Raw genomic sequence first — 19,384 nt, 5'->3', positions numbered from 1 at the left:
GATCGCTGAAGAACGTGGTGTGGCAGCCGATCTCAGTACGGCCACCGAAAGTCCCAACCACCGCAGCGTTGTCGACGTGAGGGCGGTGGCTTCCGACGGTTCGGTCGTCAACGTCGCCGGCACGCTGTCCGGCCCGCAGCTGGTGGAAAAGATCGTGCAGATCAACGGCCGCAACTTCGACCTGCGCGCCCAGGGCACCAACCTGGTGATCAACTACGCCGACCAACCTGGGGCATTGGGCAAGATCGGCACCCTGCTCGGCACTGCCGGGGTCAACATCCACGCCGCCCAGTTGTCCGAAGACGCCGAAGGGCCGAGCGCGACGATTTTGCTGCGCCTGGATCGCGACGTGCCTGCCGACGTTCGGTCCGCGATCGGCGCGGCCGTCAACGCGAACAAGCTCGAAGTGGTTGACCTCTCGTGAAACGCGCCGGCGACGATGCGGAGCGCAGCGATGAGGAGGAGCGGCGCCAGTGAAGTTGGCAGTGATTCCCGGCGACGGCATCGGGCCTGAGGTCGTCGCCGAGGCGGTCAAGGTGCTCGACGCGGTGTTGCCTGGCGTCGAGAAGACCGATTACGACCTGGGCGCGCGGCGGTTCCACGCGACGGGTGAGGTACTGCCGGAGACGGCGATTGCCGAATTGCGGGCACACGATGCGATTTTGCTTGGGGCCATTGGGGATCCATCGGTGCCCAGCGGCGTGCTCGAACGGGGTCTGCTGCTGCGGCTGCGCTTCGCGCTGGATCACCACGTGAATCTGCGTCCGGCACGGCTGTATCCGGGCGTGCGCAGCCCGCTCGTCGGTAACCCCGACATCGATTTCGTGGTGGTCCGCGAGGGCACCGAAGGTCCATACACCGGCACCGGAGGCGCGATCCGGACCGGCACCGCCCATGAGGTGGCCACCGAAGTCAGCATCAACACCGCGTTCGGTGTCCGCCGCGTCGTGCAAGACGCTTTCGAGCGAGCAACACAGCGCCGCAAGCATCTAACCCTGGTGCACAAGACGAACGTGCTGACATTCGCCGGATCGCTGTGGTCGCGGACTGTGCAGGAAATCGGCGAAAAGTACCCAGACGTCGAGGTGGCCTATCAGCACGTCGACGCCGCGACCATCCACCTGGTCACCGATCCGGGCCGGTTCGATGTGATCGTCACCGACAACCTATTCGGCGACATCATTACGGATTTGGCCGCCGCGGTATGCGGAGGCATCGGATTGGCCGCAAGCGGCAATATCGATGCCACCCGGACCAACCCGTCGATGTTCGAGCCCGTACACGGCAGCGCGCCCGACATCGCGGGTCAAGGGATCGCCGATCCCACTGCCGCGATCATGTCGGTGGCGCTGCTGCTTTCCCACGTCGGCGAAGACGCTGCCGCCGCGCAAGTGGACCGGGCCGTGGCGTCCCATCTGGCCAGTCGCCCGACCGAACAGCTATCCACCGCCGAAGTCGGCGAACGGATAGCGTCCGCGCTCTAGCTTCCAGGCCGGGCGGAAGAACCTTGGCCGGCACAAGCGGAACCGCCAATAGCGGGAAAAGGCCGCACACCGCGAATGCCGGCGGATAACCGTGCGCGGCAATCAGCCCACCGAACATTGGGGGCGCACCGGCCGCCATCAGTCGCTGATAGGTGTTCTGCAGGCCTAGTGCGCGTCCGCTCCAAAACGGTCCGGCGTATTCGGTGATCGCAGTGGATTCCAGCCCGTTGTCGAGCACCGCGATAACCGATGCCGCAACCATCAGTGGGACGGCGATCGATGAGCGCAGATGATCGGCCAACGCCAACCCGGCCAGCACCAGAACACCTGCGACGGCCATGATGCGCACCGGACGTAACCGCGAGCCCACCCGATCCGACCATCGGCCAACCACGATTCTGCCCACGGCCCCGAGCAGCTGGGAAAGCGTAACCACTGCGCCCGCCGAGGCGATCGACCAACGATAATTCGAGATCAGCCAGATCAGCATGAACGTCACAGTCATCGTTTGCGGCACCATCAGCAGCGCCGAGACGGCGTGAATCCGCCGCAGCACCCACGATCCGCGGTAGGGATTGGCCAGCTCCTGAGCGGTGGCCTCGTCCCATTCCTTGCGCGGCGGCTGGATGACCGCGACGAGACTGGCCACCGCCGATGCCGCACAAAGCGCAGCCGGAAATATCAGGGCCGCTGTCGCCGATCGGCTGTGCTCAGCGATCTTGGGAATGACCAACGCGCCCAACGCGATTCCCAGCGGTTGCGCGGTCTGGCGAACACCCATCGCCAAACCGCGTTGCTCGGGCGGAAACCACCCGGAAACCAGCCGGCCGCCGGCCGAGTTGCAGCTGGCGGCCGCCATCCCGCCGGCGAACAGCAGCGCGGCGAACGACACCATCGAGTGCACTGTCGTCGCCGCGTAGGCGGCTGCGGCGGTCAGTGCCGAGCCGACCGTCAGCACGATGCGCTCGCCTACCCGGTCAAGGAGATAGCCCCACAGAATCAGGGTCGCCACCATGCCGAAGCTCGGCATCGACGACAACAACCCCGCTTCGGCCAGCGGCGTGCCCAGGTCGTCCTCCAGAGCGGGAATCAGAAAAGCGACGCCGTTGATGAAGACGAATGCACTTGCCGTCACCACTAGCGAAACCACCACGATCGACCAGCGTCGGCCTGCACTGAGTGTGACCATGCCGGTCGGCGCGGCTTGATTGCCGGATTCCTCACCGGGCCGTGCCGGCCCGGCATCGTCGTCCGGCTGCGGCGGCATTAATCCATGCTCGCACAGCGCCCTGGATGCGGTGGCTATAGCGACAACCAGCCCGGCTGCGCAGGTCGCACCAACCTTTCACTAGGCTCAGCCAAATGCGCCTTGGCCGAGTTGCCAGTCCTGACGGCGTCGCATTCGTCAGCATCGACGGCGACGCAAATGAGTCCGGCGGGCTGATTGCCCGTGAGATCGCCGAGCACCCGTTCGGCAACCCGACTTTCACCGGCCGCACTTGGTCGTTGGCCGACACGCGACTGCTGGCCCCGATGCTGGCGAGCAAGGTGGTCTGCATTGGCAAGAACTATGCCGAGCACATCGCCGAGATGGGCGGTGAAGCGTCGGCCGACCCGGTGATCTTTCTGAAACCCAATACCGCGATCATCGGGCCCAATGTGCCCATCCGATTGCCAGCTGACGCATCGCCCGTGCATTACGAGGGTGAACTCGCCGCCGTCATCAGTCGACCCTGCAAGGACGTCACGGCAGCGCGCGCTGCCGAAAGCATCCTGGGATACACCATCGCCAACGACGTGTCGGCCCGCGACCAACAGCTCGCCGATGGCCAGTGGACACGGGCAAAGGGCCACGACACGTTCTGCCCCGTTGGGCCCTGGATCGTCACCGACGTCGATCCGTCCGATCTCGAATTGCGCACCGAGGTCAACGGCGTAGTCAAACAAGACAGCCGTACCTCGATGATGATCCACGGCATCGCTGCCATCGTGGAATGGGTTTCGGCGGTAATGACGTTGCTGCCGGGTGATCTCATTCTCACCGGCACGCCAGCCGGTGTCGGGCCCATCGACGACGGTGACACCGTGAGTATCACCATCGCGGGAATCGGAGCGTTGACTAATCCCGTTGTCCGCAAAGGAAAGTCGTGAACCAAGTAACCGGTGTGCGGGTGCGGTTCTGCCCGTCGCCAACCGGTGTGCCGCATGTCGGCTTGATTCGTACCGCGCTGTTCAACTGGGCCTACGCTCGACATACCGGAGGCACTTTTGTGTTCCGCGTCGAGGACACCGACCCCGAACGCGACAGCGAGGAAAGCTATCTGGCGCTGTTGGATGCGCTGCGCTGGCTCGGGCTGAATTGGGACGAGGGCCCCGAGGTGGGCGGAGGTTACGGTCCATACCGGCAGTCGCAGCGCAGCGACATTTACCGCGACGTGGTGGACCAGCTGCTCGCATCGGGCGAGGCCTACGAAGCATTCTCGACGCCCCAGGAAGTCGAGGCGCGCCATCTGGCCGCCGGCCGCAGTCCGAAACTGGGCTACGACAACTTCGACCGTGATCTGACGCCGCAGCAGCGAGCGGCGTATCTGGCCGATGGCCGTAAACCGGTGGTGCGGTTGCGGATGCCCGATGAAGACCTGGCCTGGAACGATCTGGTTCGCGGACCGACTGCGTTCGCGGCGGGTGTCGTGCCCGATTTCGCGTTGACCCGCGCAACGGGTGATCCGTTGTACACCTTGGTCAACCCGGTCGACGATGCCTTGATGAAGATCACCCACGTGTTGCGCGGTGAGGACCTGTTGCCGTCAACGCCACGGCAGATCGCGCTGTATCACGCGCTGATCCGCATCGGGATCGCCGATCGGGTTCCGGAATTCGCCCACTTGCCAACGGTGTTGGGCGAAGGAACCAGGAAACTATCGAAACGTGACCCGCAGTCGAACCTGTTCGCCCACCGCGACCGCGGCTTCATACCCGAGGGGCTGCTGAATTATCTTGCGCTGCTGGGCTGGTCGATCGCCGCCGACCGCGACGTGTTCAGCCTCAACGAAATGGTGACCGCTTTCGACGTTGTCGACGTCAACGCCAACCCAGCGCGGTTCGACCAGAAAAAGGCGGACGCGATCAATGCCGAGCACATCCGGTTGCTTGACGTCGATGATTTCACCGGCAGACTGCGCGACTACTTCACTACGCAGGGGCGGCACACTGGGCTCGACGATGCACGGTTCGCGGTGGCCGCCGGCCTGGTGCAAACCCGCATCGTCGTGCTGGGTGATGCGTGGGAGCTGCTGAAGTTTTTCAACGACGACGAGTACACGATCGACCCCAAGGCCTCGGGCAAGGAATTGGGTAGCGACGCCGGCCCGGTTCTCGACGCCGCGGTAACAGCGCTGGATGAGCTGGCGAATTGGACGGTGGCCGATATCGAAGCCGCCCTCAAGGCCGCGTTGGTCGAGGCGCTTGGGCTCAAACCGCGCAAGGCTTTCGGCCCGATCCGGGTGGCAATCACCGGATCGTTAGTCAGCCCGCCGCTGTTCGAATCGATGGAGTTGCTTGGCCGCGAGCGCAGTCTGCAGCGCGTGCGGGAAGCTCGCGAGCAGGTTGGGCGCGGGTGAGAAGCGACCGAATTGTTTGGTAGTCTGCACGTCGGCCCTTGGGCAGCTGGCAGCAGCGGCAGCATGACCATTACATCGTCTGCGGGATGCCTTTGACCAGCTGTTTTAGGCAGCCAATGGGGTATGGTGTAATTGGCAACACAGCTGATTCTGGTTCAGCCATTCTAGGTTCGAGTCCTGGTACCCCAGCTGAATTCCTCCAGCATCCCTCCACGGCAAAGCAATTAGGTGGGCGTATTCCGGTGAGCTATGCTGGCACCTCGGATCGGTTCTGGCCCCGTCGTCTAGCGGCCTAGGACGCCGCCCTCTCACGGCGGTAGCGTGGGTTCGAATCCCATCGGGGCTACAAACGAAATTTACTTGCCGGTCCCCACGACGGCCGGTGCCGTCGATCCGCCCACTGGCATGGCCGGCAAACCCAACTTGCGGTGATCCCAGGAACGCGAGCGACGGGCCACGATGCGCACGCAGACCCGTTTGTTCATCATCTGCTCGACGAACGGCTTCATTTCGTCGCTGTAGGGACCGGTGTAGCGCTCGAACACGCTGACCCCAACCCGGTGCGACACGTCGGGATCGTCGATGATCTCGGCGACTCCTTCGAAGGACACTCCACGCAAGGTGTCATAGGTGTCGCCGTCCTCGATCAAAAAACTCACCCGTGGGTCTCGTGTGAGGTTGACCGCCTTCTGCGACTTGGCCTTCGTCTCGAGCCAGATTTCGCCGTCAACCACGGCGTACCACATCGCGGTCAAGTGCGGCTGCCCGTCGGAGCCGATGGTGGCCAGCGTCCCGGTGCGGCTTTTGACAACGAAATCGGCGATCTCGTCTTCCGACATGACGATGCTCGCGCGCTGATTGGTTCCCACCACGACAGTGTGTCAGGTGGTTACGTTTCACAGTCGGCGGGTAAGGGCATCGGCCGCCGCCAGCAGATCAGCTGCCCAACGCGCGCCTGGGCGACGGCCAATGCGGTCGATCGGACCCGACACCGAGATCGCGGCGATCACCGCACCGCTGCTATCGCGTACCGGCGCCGACACACTCGCAACTCCGGGCTCGCGCTCGCCTGCACTCTGCGCCCAACCGCGCCGCCGGACTTCGGCCAGCGCGCGGTCGCTGAATTTTGCCGCCGGCAGTACCGCCTGCCGAGTGGCGTCATCGCCGTAGGCCAGTAACACCTTGGCGCCGGATCCGGCCGTCATCGGCAAGCGCGCTCCGACCGGAACGGTATCGCGAAGGCCCGCAGGCGGTTCCACGGCGGCGATGCAAATCCGCGAGCTCCCCTCGCGGCGGTACAGCTGCACACTTTCGCCGGTGATCTCGCCCAGCCGGGGCAGCACCGTCGCGCTTGCCGCCAGCAGCGGGTCGTTGACCTGAGCGGCCAGCTCGCTAACCGCCGGGCCGAGGCGCCAACGCCCATCGCCGTCGCGTGCCAGCAAGCGATGCACCTCCAAGCCAGCGGCCAGTCGGTGTGCAGTGGCTCTGGGTAGACCGGTGCGTCCGCACAGTTCGGCCAACCCGCACGGTGATTCCGCGATTGTGTGCAGCACCACTACGGCTTTGTCGAGGACGCCGATACCGCTATCCTGTCTCACAGAGAGATACTAACGTCTCGCATAGTGAGATGAAGAATTGGGATGACGTTGTGACAAAAACTTCAGCAGACACTGCTGCCGGGCGCCCACGCACGCTGGCAGAGAAGGTTTGGGACGACCATGTGGTGGCCTCGGGTGGGGGCACCGAGCCCGACCTGATCTATATCGATCTGCACCTGGTCCACGAAGTCACCAGTCCGCAGGCATTCGACGGTCTGCGTCTGGCCGGGCGTCCGGTGCGTCGGCCCGACCTGACGTTGGCCACCGAAGACCACAACGTGCCGACCGTGGACATCGACAAGCCGATCGCCGATCCCGTTTCCCGCAATCAAGTCGAGACGCTACGACGCAATTGCGCCGAATTCGGGATCCGGCTATACCCGATGGGCGATATCGATCAGGGCATCGTGCATGTCGTCGGCCCGCAGTTGGGCCTGACGCAGCCGGGAATGACGATCGTGTGCGGTGACAGCCACACCTCCACGCACGGCGCATTCGGGGCATTGGCAATGGGAATCGGCACTTCCGAGGTCGAACATGTGTTGGCCACTCAGACACTTCCGCTGCGCCCATTCAGGACGATGGCTGTCAACGTCGACGGTGAACTGCCGGCGAGTGTGACGGCCAAGGACATCATTCTGGCGGTGATCGCCAAGATCGGCACCGGCGGTGGCCAAGGCCATGTCATCGAATATCGCGGCAGCGCCATCGAATCGCTCTCGATGGAAGCCCGGATGACGATCTGCAATATGAGCATCGAGGCCGGCGCCCGGGCGGGGATGGTTGCACCCGATGCGACCACATACGAATTCTTGCGCGGACGCCCGCATTCCCCGACCGGCGCGCTGTGGGATGCGGCGCTGGCTTATTGGGATCAACTCGCTACCGACGAAGGCGCGGAGTTTGACACCGAGGTCTATTTGGATGCGGCTTCGGTGACGCCGTTTGTCACCTGGGGAACAAATCCGGGGCAGGGCGTCCCGTTGGGGGCGACGGTGCCTGACCCCGAGCTGATGACCGATGACAACGAGCGCCAGTCCGCCGAGAAAGCGCTGGCGTACATGGACCTTCGGCCCGGGATCCCGATGCGTGATATCGCGGTAGATGCCGTGTTTGTCGGATCGTGTACCAACGGCCGCATCGAGGATTTGCGCGTGGTAGCCGAAGTGTTGCGAGGCCGCAAAGTCGCTGACGGAGTGCGGATGCTGGTCGTGCCGGGTTCGATGCGGGTTCGCGCACAGGCCGAAAACGAAGGGCTGGGCGAGATCTTCACAGCCGCCGGTGCCGAGTGGCGTCAGGCCGGCTGCTCGATGTGCCTTGGTATGAATCCCGACCAGCTGTCGCCGGGGGAGCGGTGCGCGGCAACGTCGAACCGCAATTTCGAGGGACGCCAGGGCAAGGGCGGCCGCACACACTTGGTGTCGCCCGCAGTTGCCGCCGCCACCGCGGTGCGCGGGAAGCTCTCCGCCCCCGCCGACTTGAACTGAGAAGAGGGAGAACCGCAATGGAGGCTTTTCGCACTCACACCGGTATCGGAGTGCCGCTGCGGCGTTCCAATGTCGACACCGATCAGATCATTCCGGCGGTCTATTTGAAGCGCGTGACCCGAACGGGTTTCGAAGATGGATTGTTCGCGGCGTGGCGCAACGATCCCTCTTTTGTGCTCAATCTCAGTCCGTTTGACAGAGGTTCAGTACTGGTCGCCGGTCCCGATTTCGGCACCGGATCCTCTCGCGAGCATGCGGTGTGGGCGCTTATGGACTACGGATTCCGAGTAGTCATCTCGTCGCGGTTCGGTGACATTTTTCGGGGCAATGCGGGCAAGGCGGGGCTGCTGGCCGCCGAAGTTGCCCAAGATGATGTCGAACTGCTGTGGAAGCTGATCGAGAGCAGCCCCGGGCTGGAAATCACTGTCAATCTTCAAGATCGGAATGTGGCCGCAGGAACGGTGGTGGTGCCGTTCAAGATTGACGATTACACCGCCTGGCGCCTGACGGAAGGCCTCGATGATATAGCCCTTACGCTGCGAAAACGGGGCCAGGTCGAAGTTTTCGAGTCAACTCGGCCAGCTTGGAAACCGCAGACGCTGCCAACTTCCTGACGGCTCGATTGGCCCCGAATTTCGGGCGCCACAGCGGTGTATTTGACGCGTTCGCCACCGACCAAGCGCGGCAACCGGATTCCTAAAAAGTTCGCCAGAACTGATTGAAATTGCGCGTGGCTCTTGGAAATCAGGCACCTGAGGGTTTACCGTGTCCTCTAGTCGGTCCAACGTGGACCGCGAGCAGCGGAGGATTTTGCATGAACAAGGCAGAGCTCATTGATGTGCTCACAGATAAATTGGGCTCAGATCGACGGTCGGCAACCGCCGCCGTCGAGAATGTCGTCGACACTATTGTGCGGGCGGTGCACAAGGGTGACAGCGTGACCATTACCGGCTTCGGTGTCTTCGAACAGCGTCGTCGCGCGGCACGTGTAGCCCGTAACCCGCGCACCGGTGAGACGGTAAAGGTAAAGCCAACATCTGTGCCTGCGTTCCGTCCGGGCGCACAATTCAAAGCGGTTGTCTCTGGCGCGCAGCGCCTCCCAGCGGAAGGACCAGCAGTGAAGCGAGGAGTCGTGGCCGGCGGTGCCAAGAAGGCCGCCAAGAAGTCGCCGGCGAAGAAGGCCGCCAAGAAGACCGTGAAGAAGGTTGCCAAGAAGGCTCCGGCCCGTAAGGCCGCCGCGAGGAAGGCACCGGCCCGCAAGGCCGCGACCAAGCGGGCGCCCGCTAAGAAAGCCGTGAAGAAGGCTGCTAAGAAGTCGCCGGCAAAGCGGGTCACCAAAAAAGCCGTGAGGAAGGCTCCCGCTCGTAAGGCACCGGCCAAGAAGAGCGCTGCCAAGCGGTCTCCGGCCAAGAAGGCCACGGCCCGCCGCGGCCGTCGGTAAGCACTAACCGCTGAACACAAGATTCGCCGCGGGGCCGGCTCTAATGAGACGCCCGCGGCGAATCTTCGTGTCAGGTCACCACGTTGGTGGCCAGCGCACTGCCGATATGATCGGCGGCAACCAGATGGCCATCCGCCAGCGAGAGCACCCAGGTGCTGCCCTTGCGGTTGCGGGACTTGTCCGGACGTATCCCGTCGCGTTCACACCACCAGGCGATCAGGTCTGGAATCACCTTGCCCTGGGTGCAGATCACCGGCGTGCGATGCAAGTCGGCAATCTGTAAAACCCGCCGTCGACCGCGTTTAGGGTTGTCGGCATACGCTTCCTCGGTCAGCGTGGGCTCATTGCAGATGACCACACCCAGTTCCTCGGCGAGCGGCTCAACGGTTTGGTGACACCGCATGCGATCAGCTGCGTACACGTCGGTGGGACCAAAAGCAGACAGCTGCCCGACGAGTGCCTCGGCTTGCCCACGGCCCTTCTTGTCCAGCGGCCGCATTTTGTCGTCACCGGAGAATCGAGACTTGCTGCCCGCGGTGCCGTGCCGGACCACCAATACGGTCTGGGTGTCCGCCGGAAATTTGGCGAACCGGCGCAAGACCTTTCGGTCGTGTGGGTAGGACACTTTCCCGGCCGCATCGGCGATCGACAGCCAGATCAGATCATCGGCTTCTCGGCCGGGAGCGAATTCTCCGCCGAGGCTGCGCGCCGCCCAGTAGCGAACCCGCTTGACGCCTTGGTCCACCGGGTAGCTCACGTTGTGCAGTCGCCGACCAAGTTGTGCGCGGTGTCCGGTCTCCTCGAAAACTTCTCGGACCGCGGTCACCGGTTCGGTTTCCCCGGGATCCATTTTGCCCTTGGGCAGCGACCAATCGTCGTAGCGAGGGCGATGGATGAGAGCAACCTCGACCAACCCGCCGGGTCCGGGTCGCCAGAGCACCGCACCGGCGGCCCAAACGATTTTCTCGCTCACACTAAGTCATCCGACCGACGGCGAGTCGGCACCGTAACGCTGGCAAGTCAATTCGCACCTTCGCGGCTGATGGACGTCGTCGCAATGGTACAGGTGGCATCAGGAGCTCCGGTGCCGCTCCATCAGCGATACCTGGTGGTCGCGAACCGTGTGACCCGGTTGCGGTAACGCGGTCCATTGTGCTTCGGACCCAAGTTCCCAGCAGCGCGTTGCGGGGTCCAGCGCCGACTCGAAGATGTCGTTCAATTGTGCGGTCAGTCGGGGGTCCTTCACCTGAGCCAGCACCTCGACCCTCCGATCGAGGTTGCGATGCATCATGTCGGCGCTACCGATCCAGAATTCGTCGATGGCACGGAAATGGATGATCCGCGAGTGCTCGAGGAAACGTCCCAGAATCGAGCGCACGGAGATGTTTTCGGAGAAGCCCTCGACGCCGGGACGCAGTGCACAAATTCCGCGCACCACCACCTCAACGCGCACCCCGGCTTGCGACGCACGATAGAGCGCATCGATGACCTGCTCGTCGACAAGCGCATTCATCTTGAGCCGGATCCGCCCGCTGCCGGATTCGTGGTGAGCGGCAATCTCCCGCTCGACACGTTCGATGATGCCGGCGCGAATACCATGCGGCGCAACCAAAAGGTTGCGGTAGTCCAGCTTGCGTGAATAGCCGGTCAGCGAGTTGAACAGGTCGGTGAGGTCGGCGCCGATGTCGGGGTCGGCGGTCAACAGGCCGATGTCCTCGTAGAGCCGCGCGGTCTTGCTGTTGTAATTGCCGGTCCCGATATGGCAGTAGCGCCGGATCGCCGAGCCTTCACGACGCACGACCAGACAAGTCTTGCAATGCGTTTTCAAGCCCACGAGGCCGTACGCCACATGGACTCCCGCCTGCTCCAGTGCGCGCGCCCATGCGATATTGGCCTGCTCGTCGAACCGTGCCTTGATCTCGACCAGTGCCACGACTTGCTTTCCGGCCGCGGCGGCTTCGATCAGCGCCCGAACAATCGGTGAGTCACCCGACGTGCGGTAGAGCGTCTGCTTGATTGCCAGCACATTGGGATCGGCGGCAGCCTGCTCGATGAATCGTTGCACGCTAGTGGAGAACGAGTCATAGGGGTGGTGTACCAACACGTCACCCTCTCGCAGTGTCGCGAAAATGCTCTTCGGCGTTTCCCGCTCGGCGAACGCCGGGTTGGTGGCAGGAACGAACGTCGGATCCTTCAGCGCCGGCCGGTCGAGGTCGTAGATCTGCCACAGCGACGACAGATCAAGCAGCCCCGGTACCTCGACGACATCACCGGGATGCACGTCAAGTTCGCGCAGCAACAGCTCCAACATGTGCTCGGTCATGTCGTCGGCCACCTCGAGGCGCACCGGCGACCCGAACCGCCGACGCGCCAGTTCCCGCTCGAGGGCCTGCAGCAGGTCCTCGTCGCGATCCTCTTCGACCTCGAAATCGGCGTTGCGGGTAATGCGGAACGCGTGATGCTCGACAATCTCCATACCCGGGAACAGCACCGGGAGGAAGGCCGCGATCAGCTCCTCGGTCGGCAGAAAGCGAACTTCTGCCTTTCCCTGGTCGCCTTGCCTGTCGTCGAGCTCGACGAAACGATCGACGTTGTCGGGCACCTTGACCCGCGCGAAGTGTTGCCCGCCGTCCCCGGGCTGCCTGACCGTGACCGCCAAATTCAGGCTCAAACCGCTGACGAAGGGAAATGGGTGAGCGGGATCGACGGCTAGCGGAGTCAGAACCGGAAACACCTGCTCGTTGAAATAGGTCGATAGCCGTTCGCGCTCAGCCTCGTCCACCTCGGCCCACGTGATGACGTGGATACCTTCCGCGGCCAACCCGGGCCGCACCGAGTCCAGGAAGACCTGTGCGTGCCGGCTGGCGATGTGTTGGGTCTGCTCGCCGATGCGACGCAGTTGCTCGCGCGGGGTTAGACCATCAGCGGAGCGCACCGACAGGCCCATTTCGTCGCGCCGTTTCAGGCCGGCGACGCGAACCATGTAGAACTCGTCGAGGTTGGAGGCGAAGATCGCCAAGAACTTTGCCCGCTCAAGCAAGGGCAGCGAGGTGTCAGCGGCCAGCGCCAGCACGCGAGCGTTGAAGTCCAGCCAGCTCAGTTCACGGTTGAGGTAACGGTGCTCGGGAAGTTCGTCTTTGACCAACGCAGCCGTGGCAGCGGGCGGTGCGGCCGGTGCTGAGTCGTCGGGTCGCCACGCGGGCCCGTCGGGCCGGGCCTCCGCTAAGCTGGTAGCACCTGCTGCGGCGGCGGCTTCCGTGGCTTCCCTGGCTTCGATATCGGTCACCCTTGCGATCATTCCCCATTATCGGGCGGTGCTGCTACCCACCAGCTGGCGTCCATTCGCCGTTGAGATGCCGTTCACCCGTCGTTACCGGCTGGCCGCAACGGCCCGGCCGGTCACCTGGCCCATCCCCAGACGGCGCGCGACTGCCAAGTCATCGGGTGTGTCGATATCGCAGCGCAATCCGGGCCACGCCCCGGTGAGCTCGATCGCGCCCGAACGTCGATGTCGCGCGGAGGAATCCGGCCCAAACTGCGGGTCGAGCGGGACGCCGAAGGCAAGCAGCGCCGCGGTGCCGGTGCCGAGCCGGTCGGCAACGAAACTGCGCTGGTGATGTCGTGCCGCAGCGATCGCCTCGGCGAGTTCCTGCGTCTGCAATGCCGGTAAATCCCCTTGCAGCACAACGATATTCGATACCGACTCGGCAACCACCTGCTCGGCGGCGGCGATCGCATTGTTCAGCGGGTCCGGGTGGCCTTCCGGCGTGGGATCGGATAGCACCTCAGCGCCGAGTTCGGTTGCCGCGCCCGCCGCGGCGTCATCGGGCGTGATGACGGTGATGTGTTGCACAGCCCCGACCCTCGCGGCGGCGGTGAGGGTGTCAACCAGCATGGCAAGCACTACCTTTTCCCGCGTCTGTGCGGAAAACACCGGCGCGAGCCTGGTCTTGGCGGCGGCTAGTCGCTTGACGGCGACGATCAAGCCGACATCAGGGCCGGTGTCGGCTTGGCTGCCGTTCATAGCGCCATCCTGCCAGTGCCTGCATTGTCGCTGGGCTACGGTGGAGCGCCGGAAGTGAGCGCATCAATGACAGACGGGGACGACGGCAGACGATGGCCAGCACGACAGCGGTGATGGGGGCTGGTGCATGGGGTACGGCGCTGGCCAAGATCCTCGCCGACGCGGGCGGCGAGGTCACGCTGTGGGCGCGGCGATCCGACCTGGCCGCGGAAATCAACGCAAGCCGTGAAAACCCCGACTACCTACCCGGCATCCAGTTGCCGGCGGGCGTCCGCGCCACCGGGGACGCCGACGAAGCGCTGAGCGGGGCGTCAACCGTGCTAATGGCTGTGCCGGCGCAGACGATGCGAACCAATGTCGAACAGTGGAAGAGCCTGTTCACCGATGGAGCAACCCTGGTCAGCGCCGCCAAGGGCATCGAGTTGGACACGCTGATGCGGATGAGCCAGGTCGTCGCTGCGGTAACCGGCGTCGACGCGTCGCAGGTGGCGGTCATTTCCGGGCCCAACCTGGCGAGCGAGATCGCCGATGAGCAACCTGCTGCCACCGTCATTGCGTGCAGCGATTCCGGGCGGGCGGTGGCCTTGCAGCGCATGCTCAACACCGGTTACTTCCGTCCGTACACCAATGCCGACGTGATCGGCACCGAGATCGGCGGCGCCTGCAAGAACGTCATCGCGCTGGCCTGCGGAATGGCGGCGGGGGTTGGCCTGGGGGAAAACACCGCGGCGGCGATCATCACCCGCGGGCTGGCCGAGATCATGCGGTTCGGGATAGCGGTCGGGGCTAAAGGGACAACGTTGGCGGGTTTGGCCGGGGTCGGTGACCTGGTGGCCACCTGCACCTCGCCCCGCTCACGTAACCGTTCGTTCGGCGAATGCCTGGGGCGGGGCGGGACGATGGAGTCGGCGCTGCAGGCGCGCGGCGGCCACGTCGTCGAAGGGGTGACGTCGTGCGAGTCCGTGCTGGCATTGGCCTCGAGTTACGACGTCGAGATGCCCCTGACCGACGCGGTGCACCGCGTCTGTCACAAGGGGCTGTTGGTGGACCAGGCGGTGGCTTTGCTGTTGGGACGCAGCACCAAACCGGAATGAGCTGGTAACCAGCACCGCGGCGCCTAGGCGGTAGCCTCTCTAGGCGTGAGTGCCCGTGACCGCATCCGCGTCGCCGTCGTGTTCGGCGGACGCAGTAACGAGCACGCCATTTCCTGCGTCTCAGCGGGCAGCATTTTGCGCAACCTTGATCCGGAGCGGTTTGAAGTCGTCGCGGTCGGCATCACCCCGGATGGCTCGTGGGTGCTCACCGACGGCGACCCGGACGCTCTGGCGATCACCAATCGTCAGTTGCCGGGGGTGAGTTCAGAATCGGGCACCGAACTGGCTCTGGCGGCAGATCCGCAGCGAGCCGGTGAGTTGGTGTCGTTGTCACCCGGTGGGGCTGAGGTGTTGGCGTCCGTCGACGTGGTCTTCCCGGTGTTGCACGGACCCTACGGGGAAGACGGCACCATCCAGGGGCTGCTCGAACTTGCCGGCGTGCCCTACGTCGGCGCTGGCGTGTTGGCCAGCGCGGCGGGGATGGACAAAGAGTTCACCAAGAAATTGCTACTCGCCGAAGGACTTCCGATCGGTGCGCATGCGGTGCTGCGAACGTCGCAGTCGACATTGGAACCTACGCAGCGTGAAAGCCTCGGGCTGCCAGTGTTTGTCAAGCCCGCGCGGGGCGGCTCGTCGATCGGGGTCAGCCGGGTGACCAGCTGGGAGGAGTTGCCCGCGGCCATTGGGCTGGCGCGCCAGCATGATCCGAAGGTGATCGTCGAGGCTGCCGTTGTCGGCCGCGAATTGGAATGTGGCGTGCTCGAATTCCCCGACGGCACAGTGCAAGCCAGCACCGTCGGAGAAATCCGGGTGGCTGGGGTGCGCGGCCGCGAAGACTCCTTCTACGACTTCGCGACCAAATACCTCGACGACGCCGCCGAACTCGACGTGCCCGCCAAGATCGACGACGAGGTAAGCGAGGCAGTGCGGGAGTTGGCGATCCGCGCGTTCAAGGCAATCGATTGCCAAGGCCTGGCCCGGGTGGATTTTTTCCTCACCGACGACGGGCCAATAGTCAACGAGGTCAACACGATGCCCGGATTCACTACGATCTCGATGTACCCGCGGATGTGGGCAGCCAGCGGGATGGAGTATTCGGCCTTGGTGGCGACCATGGTCGAAACGGCGCTCGCGCGCGGGACAGGTCTGCGCTAGCGCTTGCCACTCCCCGCTCGCCGAGTGTGAACTTACGGCGTCGACGGTGAACTGAGGGCGACAGAATCGCATTTTTCCCGTCCAGGATTCACACTCGAATCCCAGGCTTCACACTCGATTGCCAGAGATGGTGTCAGCCGGCCGGCGATGGGCTGATCGGGACCGCCGGGATGGTGCGGCCGATCAGTTCTGAAAGCTGCTGGATCGGCGTCGGCCCAGAACCCGGCGGCAGAGTGAGCGCTACATAGACCGGGCGATCGACGGTGTACCAAGTAGCGCGGTCATCTTGGCGCACCTCGAACCACTGCACCCGGTCGACGAGCTGGATCGGCGAACCGACCACGAAATCGGTCGGACGGTCGAGTCCGCATCGCAGCACCACCGGTTCGCTAGCACTTGCCGCCCGCCAGCCGGCGGTGCCTGCAGGCACGGGCTGCACGATGGACGCGCGCTGATAGTCGCCGAGCCGCTGCGGCAGTGCCGCCAGCAGCGTCCGGCAGGGTGGATCCTGCGCGTGCGGGGCGGGGACAGTTGCGATGGCCACCGGTTGTAGCGGCGGGTGGTGAGTAACCGCGATCGCCAAGACGACGCCGATCGCGCCGACCGCCAGCACTAGCGCAGCGATTAGCACGGTGCGCGGCGGGCCTTCACTATTGTCCATCGTGCTTACACTCCCGGGGTCGTAACGTACCCGCCAGGAGGTGGTGTGAGCACGCTGGGCGAACTCGGCGAGTTCGGAATGATCGACCGGCTGATACGGGGCCGGCGCCAGCCGGGCGCGGTCGCTGTCGGACCGGGTGACGACGCTGCTGTGTTGGTGGCCACCGACGGTCGCGTCGTGGTGTCCACGGACATGCTCGTCGAGAACCGGCACTTCCGGCTGGATTGGTCGACTCCGCACGACGTCGGCCGTAAAGCCGTCGCGCAGAACGCCGCCGACATCGAGGCGATGGGCGCACGGGTCACCGCGTTGGTCGTCGGCTTCGGCGCACCGCCCGAAACGCTGACAGCACACGTCAGCGCGCTGGCTGACGGAATGTGGGACGAGGCCGGCCGGATTGGCGCCGGCATCGTCGGCGGAGATCTGGTCAGCAGCCCGCAGTGGGTGGTGTCGATCACCGTGCTGGGCGATCTGGACGGCCGAGCGCCGGTGCTGCGGTCCGGGGCGCGACCCGGTTCGCGGATTGCCGTCGCCGGCCAGCTTGGGCATTCTGCTGCCGGATATGCGCTGTGGCACAACGGTATTGATGGATTCGACGACTTGCGGCATCGCCATCTCGTCCCGCAACCGCCCTATGGGCAGGGCCGGGCAGCTGCCGACGCCGGTGCTCAGGCGATGATCGACGTTTCCGACGGTCTGGTCGGCGACTTGCGGCATCTGGCCCAGGCATCCGGCGTGACCGTCGACTTGAGCACCGAGGCCCTCCGCGCCGATCGCGAAGCACTTCTGGGTGCCGTAGAGGCGGTCGGCGTCGACGCGTGGACGTGGGTGCTCGGCGGGGGAGAGGACCATGCTCTGGTCGCCGCGTTCGCGGGCCCGGCCCCGGCCGGATGGCGGGTGATCGGGCAGGTGCTCGACGGGCCGGCACGGGTGCTCGTCGACGGCGCGGAGTGGCGCGGATACGCCGGCTGGGAATCGTTCGGCCGCTAGGGTGACCCGGTGACCGTCTACGCCATCGCCCAGTTGCGGTTTACCGACCGCGCCGCCTACGACCGGTACCAGGCCCGATTCATGGATGTCTTTCGTCGACACCGCGGAACGTTGCTGGCTGCCGACGAGTCTCCAGAGGTCGTTGAGGGCATTTGGGATCGCGACAAGGTGGTGTTGATGTCCTTTCCTGACGATTCGGAATTCCGGTCATGGTCGGAATCGCCGGAGTATCAGGAGATTTCCCAGGATCGCCGCGCGGGTGCGGACACGGTGGTGGTGTTGGCAAAGGGGCTGGTATGACCGCTCGGCCATTGCGTGAACTCGTTGAGAACGGCTGGGCAGCCGCATTGGAGCCGGTCGGCGAGCAGGTAGCCAACATGGGCCAGTTTCTGCGCGATGAGATCGCAGCTGGCCGAGGCTACCTGCCAGCTGGCCCGAATGTGTTGCGGTCCTTCACATTTCCGTTCGATCAGGTGCGAGTTCTGATTGTCGGACAGGACCCCTATCCGACGCCCGGGCACGCCGTCGGCCTGAGCTTTTCGGTAGCCGCCGACGTGCGCCCGCTGCCCCGAAGTCTTGACAACATTTTTGCCGAATATGTCAAAGACCTGGGCCACCCGATGCCATCCAGTGGCGACCTCACGCCATGGGCAGAGCGGGGGGTGATGCTGCTCAACCGCGTACTGACGGTGCGGCCGGGCAACCCGGCGTCGCACCGCGGCAAGGGCTGGGAGGCCGTCACCGAGTGCGCGATTCGCGCTCTGGTGGATCGTCGGCAACCGATGGTGGCCATTTTGTGGGGGCGCGACGCCTCGACGCTCAAGCCGATGCTGGCGGGCGGTGATTGCGTCTCGATCGAATCGCCGCATCCCTCGCCGCTTTCAGCGTCGCGGGGATTCTTCGGTTCGCGCCCGTTCAGCCGCGCCAACGAACTGTTGGCCGAAATGGGCGGCGAGCCGATCGACTGGAAACTGCCTTAGCCGCGGGTGACCTTCCCGGCCTTGATGCACGACGTGCAGACGTTGATGCGGTGCTTGTTGCCGCCGGGGCGGGTGGCAATACGTAGGCTCTGAATGTTGGGATTCCACCGACGGCTGGTCCGGCGATGGGAGTGCGACACCGACTTGCCGAAGCCGGGGCCTTTCCCGCAGATATCGCAGACGGCAGCCATACGTGAAACTCCTCAAATCTCTGGGACCAACGACCAGTAACGGGTGGCCCGACGACCTGGCCAGAATAGCCGCCGCAGGGCAGAACCGCCAAAACGATCAACACGCGCCGAGTGCCATGTGACCTGTGCTGTCGGCTGCAATAGATAGGCTGGCGCCCACCGATGGCGGCGTGAAGGAGGTGGATCTCAGGTGGGGTCGGGGCTGGCTAGGCCGGATCGCCCATTGGACGCGTCCGCGCTGCGTGACTGGGCACACACCGCTGTTAGCGACCTGATCACCCACATCGACGAGATCAATCGGCTCAATGTGTTCCCGGTCGCCGATTCCGACACGGGCATCAACATGTTGTTCACCATGCGCTCGGCGCTGGCGGAGGCCAACACTGTTGTTTTTTCCAAGGCAGGTCCTGGGGACGTTGTCCGGGTGGCCGCCGCCCTGTCGGCGGGCGCGCTGAACGGCGCGCGCGGCAACTCCGGGGTGATTCTGTCGCAGATTCTGCGCGGCATCGCCGACGTCACCGCCGGCGCCGTCGCCGAATCCGGTGGTGAGCTGCAGGTCATCGACGCAGCACTGCTCGGCGAGGCGTTCAATCACGGCGTGGACCTGGTGATCAGCTCGATGGGTGGCCAGGAGGTCCCCGGCACGATCGTTTCGGTGC

19 protein-coding genes, 2 tRNA genes and 2 pseudogenes are annotated in these 19,384 nt (G+C 64.5%); 15 read left to right on the top strand and 8 right to left on the bottom strand.

The features are described 5' to 3' along the window. A partial coding sequence (locus WB785_RS18320; RefSeq protein ID WP_424080714.1) for an ACT domain-containing protein occupies positions 1–424 on the top strand: 424 nt, incomplete at its 5' end. Between the two features lie 49 nt (positions 425–473). Then, on the top strand, positions 474–1,484 hold the full coding sequence (locus tag WB785_RS18315; protein WP_424080713.1) for a 3-isopropylmalate dehydrogenase: 1,011 nt from the start codon (positions 474–476) through the stop codon (positions 1,482–1,484). A gap of 133 nt (positions 1,485–1,617) precedes the next feature. Here WB785_RS18315 and WB785_RS18310 read toward each other — a convergent pair. After that, a pseudogene (locus WB785_RS18310) lies at positions 1,618–2,673 on the bottom strand (MFS transporter); the annotation flags it as partial. A gap of 173 nt (positions 2,674–2,846) precedes the next feature. Between WB785_RS18310 and WB785_RS18305 the strand changes: the two are divergent. From WB785_RS18305 to WB785_RS18290, 4 genes are all read left to right on the top strand, one after another. Next, entirely contained in the window at positions 2,847–3,635 is a 789-nt protein-coding gene (locus WB785_RS18305) for a fumarylacetoacetate hydrolase family protein (RefSeq protein ID WP_424080712.1), read from the top strand. Further along, on the top strand, positions 3,632–5,104 hold the full coding sequence (gene gltX / locus WB785_RS18300; RefSeq protein ID WP_424080711.1) for a glutamate--tRNA ligase: 1,473 nt from the start codon (positions 3,632–3,634) through the stop codon (positions 5,102–5,104). Before WB785_RS18305 ends, gltX begins: the two co-directional genes overlap by 4 nt. A 117-nt stretch (positions 5,105–5,221) precedes the next feature. Further along, a tRNA-Gln gene (locus WB785_RS18295) sits at positions 5,222–5,293 on the top strand. An 84-nt stretch (positions 5,294–5,377) separates the two neighbouring features. Further along, positions 5,378–5,450: transfer RNA gene (locus tag WB785_RS18290), tRNA-Glu, on the top strand. Between the two features lie 10 nt (positions 5,451–5,460). Here the strand turns inward: WB785_RS18290 and WB785_RS18285 are convergent. Beyond that, the gene (locus WB785_RS18285; RefSeq protein WP_424080710.1) at positions 5,461–5,973 is read right to left on the bottom strand and encodes a PPOX class F420-dependent oxidoreductase; all 513 of its coding nucleotides are present in this window, start codon (positions 5,971–5,973) and stop codon (positions 5,461–5,463) included. A 27-nt stretch (positions 5,974–6,000) separates the two neighbouring features. After that, positions 6,001–6,702, bottom strand: coding sequence for an IclR family transcriptional regulator (locus WB785_RS18280; RefSeq protein ID WP_424080709.1), 702 nt, complete (start codon positions 6,700–6,702; stop codon positions 6,001–6,003). Between the two features lie 50 nt (positions 6,703–6,752). On the opposite strand from WB785_RS18280, the gene leuC reads away from it, so the two are divergent. From leuC to WB785_RS18265, 3 genes are all read left to right on the top strand, one after another. Then, positions 6,753–8,189: a 3-isopropylmalate dehydratase large subunit gene (gene leuC, locus WB785_RS18275; protein WP_424080708.1), complete on the top strand. Its 1,437-nt coding sequence runs from the start codon at positions 6,753–6,755 to the stop codon at positions 8,187–8,189. Between the two features lie 17 nt (positions 8,190–8,206). Beyond that, positions 8,207–8,803, top strand: coding sequence for a 3-isopropylmalate dehydratase small subunit (leuD, locus tag WB785_RS18270; protein WP_424080707.1), 597 nt, complete (start codon positions 8,207–8,209; stop codon positions 8,801–8,803). Between the two features lie 200 nt (positions 8,804–9,003). After that, positions 9,004–9,630: an HU family DNA-binding protein gene (locus tag WB785_RS18265; RefSeq protein WP_424080706.1), complete on the top strand. Its 627-nt coding sequence runs from the start codon at positions 9,004–9,006 to the stop codon at positions 9,628–9,630. A gap of 70 nt (positions 9,631–9,700) precedes the next feature. Here WB785_RS18265 and WB785_RS18260 read toward each other — a convergent pair whose 3' ends face one another. From WB785_RS18260 to cofC, 3 genes and pseudogenes are all read right to left on the bottom strand, one after another. Further along, positions 9,701–10,603: an NUDIX hydrolase gene (locus tag WB785_RS18260; protein WP_424080705.1), complete on the bottom strand. Its 903-nt coding sequence runs from the start codon at positions 10,601–10,603 to the stop codon at positions 9,701–9,703. 99 nt (positions 10,604–10,702) lie between these two features. Then, a pseudogene (locus WB785_RS18255) lies at positions 10,703–12,938 on the bottom strand (RNA degradosome polyphosphate kinase). Positions 12,939–13,000: 62 nt separating this feature from the next. Then, positions 13,001–13,654 carry a 2-phospho-L-lactate guanylyltransferase gene (gene cofC, locus WB785_RS18250; RefSeq protein ID WP_424080704.1) on the bottom strand — a complete coding sequence of 218 codons (654 nt, stop codon included), beginning with the start codon at positions 13,652–13,654 and terminating at the stop codon, positions 13,001–13,003. A 92-nt stretch (positions 13,655–13,746) separates the two neighbouring features. Here cofC and WB785_RS18245 point away from each other — a divergent pair, with 92 nt between their 5' ends. Beyond that, on the top strand, positions 13,747–14,748 hold the full coding sequence (locus WB785_RS18245; RefSeq protein ID WP_424080703.1) for an NAD(P)H-dependent glycerol-3-phosphate dehydrogenase: 1,002 nt from the start codon (positions 13,747–13,749) through the stop codon (positions 14,746–14,748). Positions 14,749–14,793: 45 nt separating this feature from the next. Continuing rightward, positions 14,794–15,903: a D-alanine--D-alanine ligase family protein gene (locus tag WB785_RS18240; RefSeq protein ID WP_424080702.1), complete on the top strand. Its 1,110-nt coding sequence runs from the start codon at positions 14,794–14,796 to the stop codon at positions 15,901–15,903. A gap of 133 nt (positions 15,904–16,036) precedes the next feature. Here the strand turns inward: WB785_RS18240 and WB785_RS18235 are convergent, their stop codons facing one another. Continuing rightward, positions 16,037–16,564 carry a DUF3515 domain-containing protein gene (locus WB785_RS18235; protein WP_424080701.1) on the bottom strand — a complete coding sequence of 176 codons (528 nt, stop codon included), beginning with the start codon at positions 16,562–16,564 and terminating at the stop codon, positions 16,037–16,039. A 45-nt stretch (positions 16,565–16,609) separates the two neighbouring features. On the opposite strand from WB785_RS18235, the gene WB785_RS18230 reads away from it, so the two are divergent. From WB785_RS18230 to WB785_RS18220, 3 genes are read left to right on the top strand one after another with little or no spacing between them, the layout of a single operon-like run. Beyond that, a complete protein-coding gene (locus tag WB785_RS18230) occupies positions 16,610–17,554 on the top strand; it encodes a thiamine-phosphate kinase (protein ID WP_424080700.1) in 945 nt (314 codons plus the stop codon). A 9-nt stretch (positions 17,555–17,563) separates the two neighbouring features. Then, positions 17,564–17,854 (top strand): DUF1330 domain-containing protein, encoded by a 291-nt coding sequence (locus WB785_RS18225; protein WP_424080699.1) that lies wholly within the window; start codon positions 17,564–17,566, stop codon positions 17,852–17,854. Next, entirely contained in the window at positions 17,851–18,534 is a 684-nt protein-coding gene (locus WB785_RS18220; protein WP_424080698.1) for a uracil-DNA glycosylase, read from the top strand. The genes WB785_RS18225 and WB785_RS18220 overlap by 4 nt, the downstream gene beginning before the upstream one ends. Here WB785_RS18220 and rpmB read toward each other — a convergent pair. Then, on the bottom strand, positions 18,531–18,725 hold the full coding sequence (rpmB, locus tag WB785_RS18215; protein WP_424080697.1) for a 50S ribosomal protein L28: 195 nt from the start codon (positions 18,723–18,725) through the stop codon (positions 18,531–18,533). The two genes, WB785_RS18220 and rpmB, sit on opposite strands and share 4 nt — an antisense overlap. Positions 18,726–18,927: 202 nt before the next feature. Here rpmB and WB785_RS18210 point away from each other — a divergent pair. Beyond that, positions 18,928–19,384 (top strand): DAK2 domain-containing protein (locus tag WB785_RS18210; protein ID WP_424080715.1); only part of this gene is annotated, 457 nt, incomplete at its 3' end.

The organism is Mycobacterium sp. (genome assembly GCF_049585075.1).
GTDB lineage: Bacteria > Actinomycetota > Actinomycetes > Mycobacteriales > Mycobacteriaceae > Mycobacterium.
The sequence above is the reverse complement of the archived record's forward strand: the minus strand, read 5'-3'. Positions and strand labels throughout refer to the sequence as shown.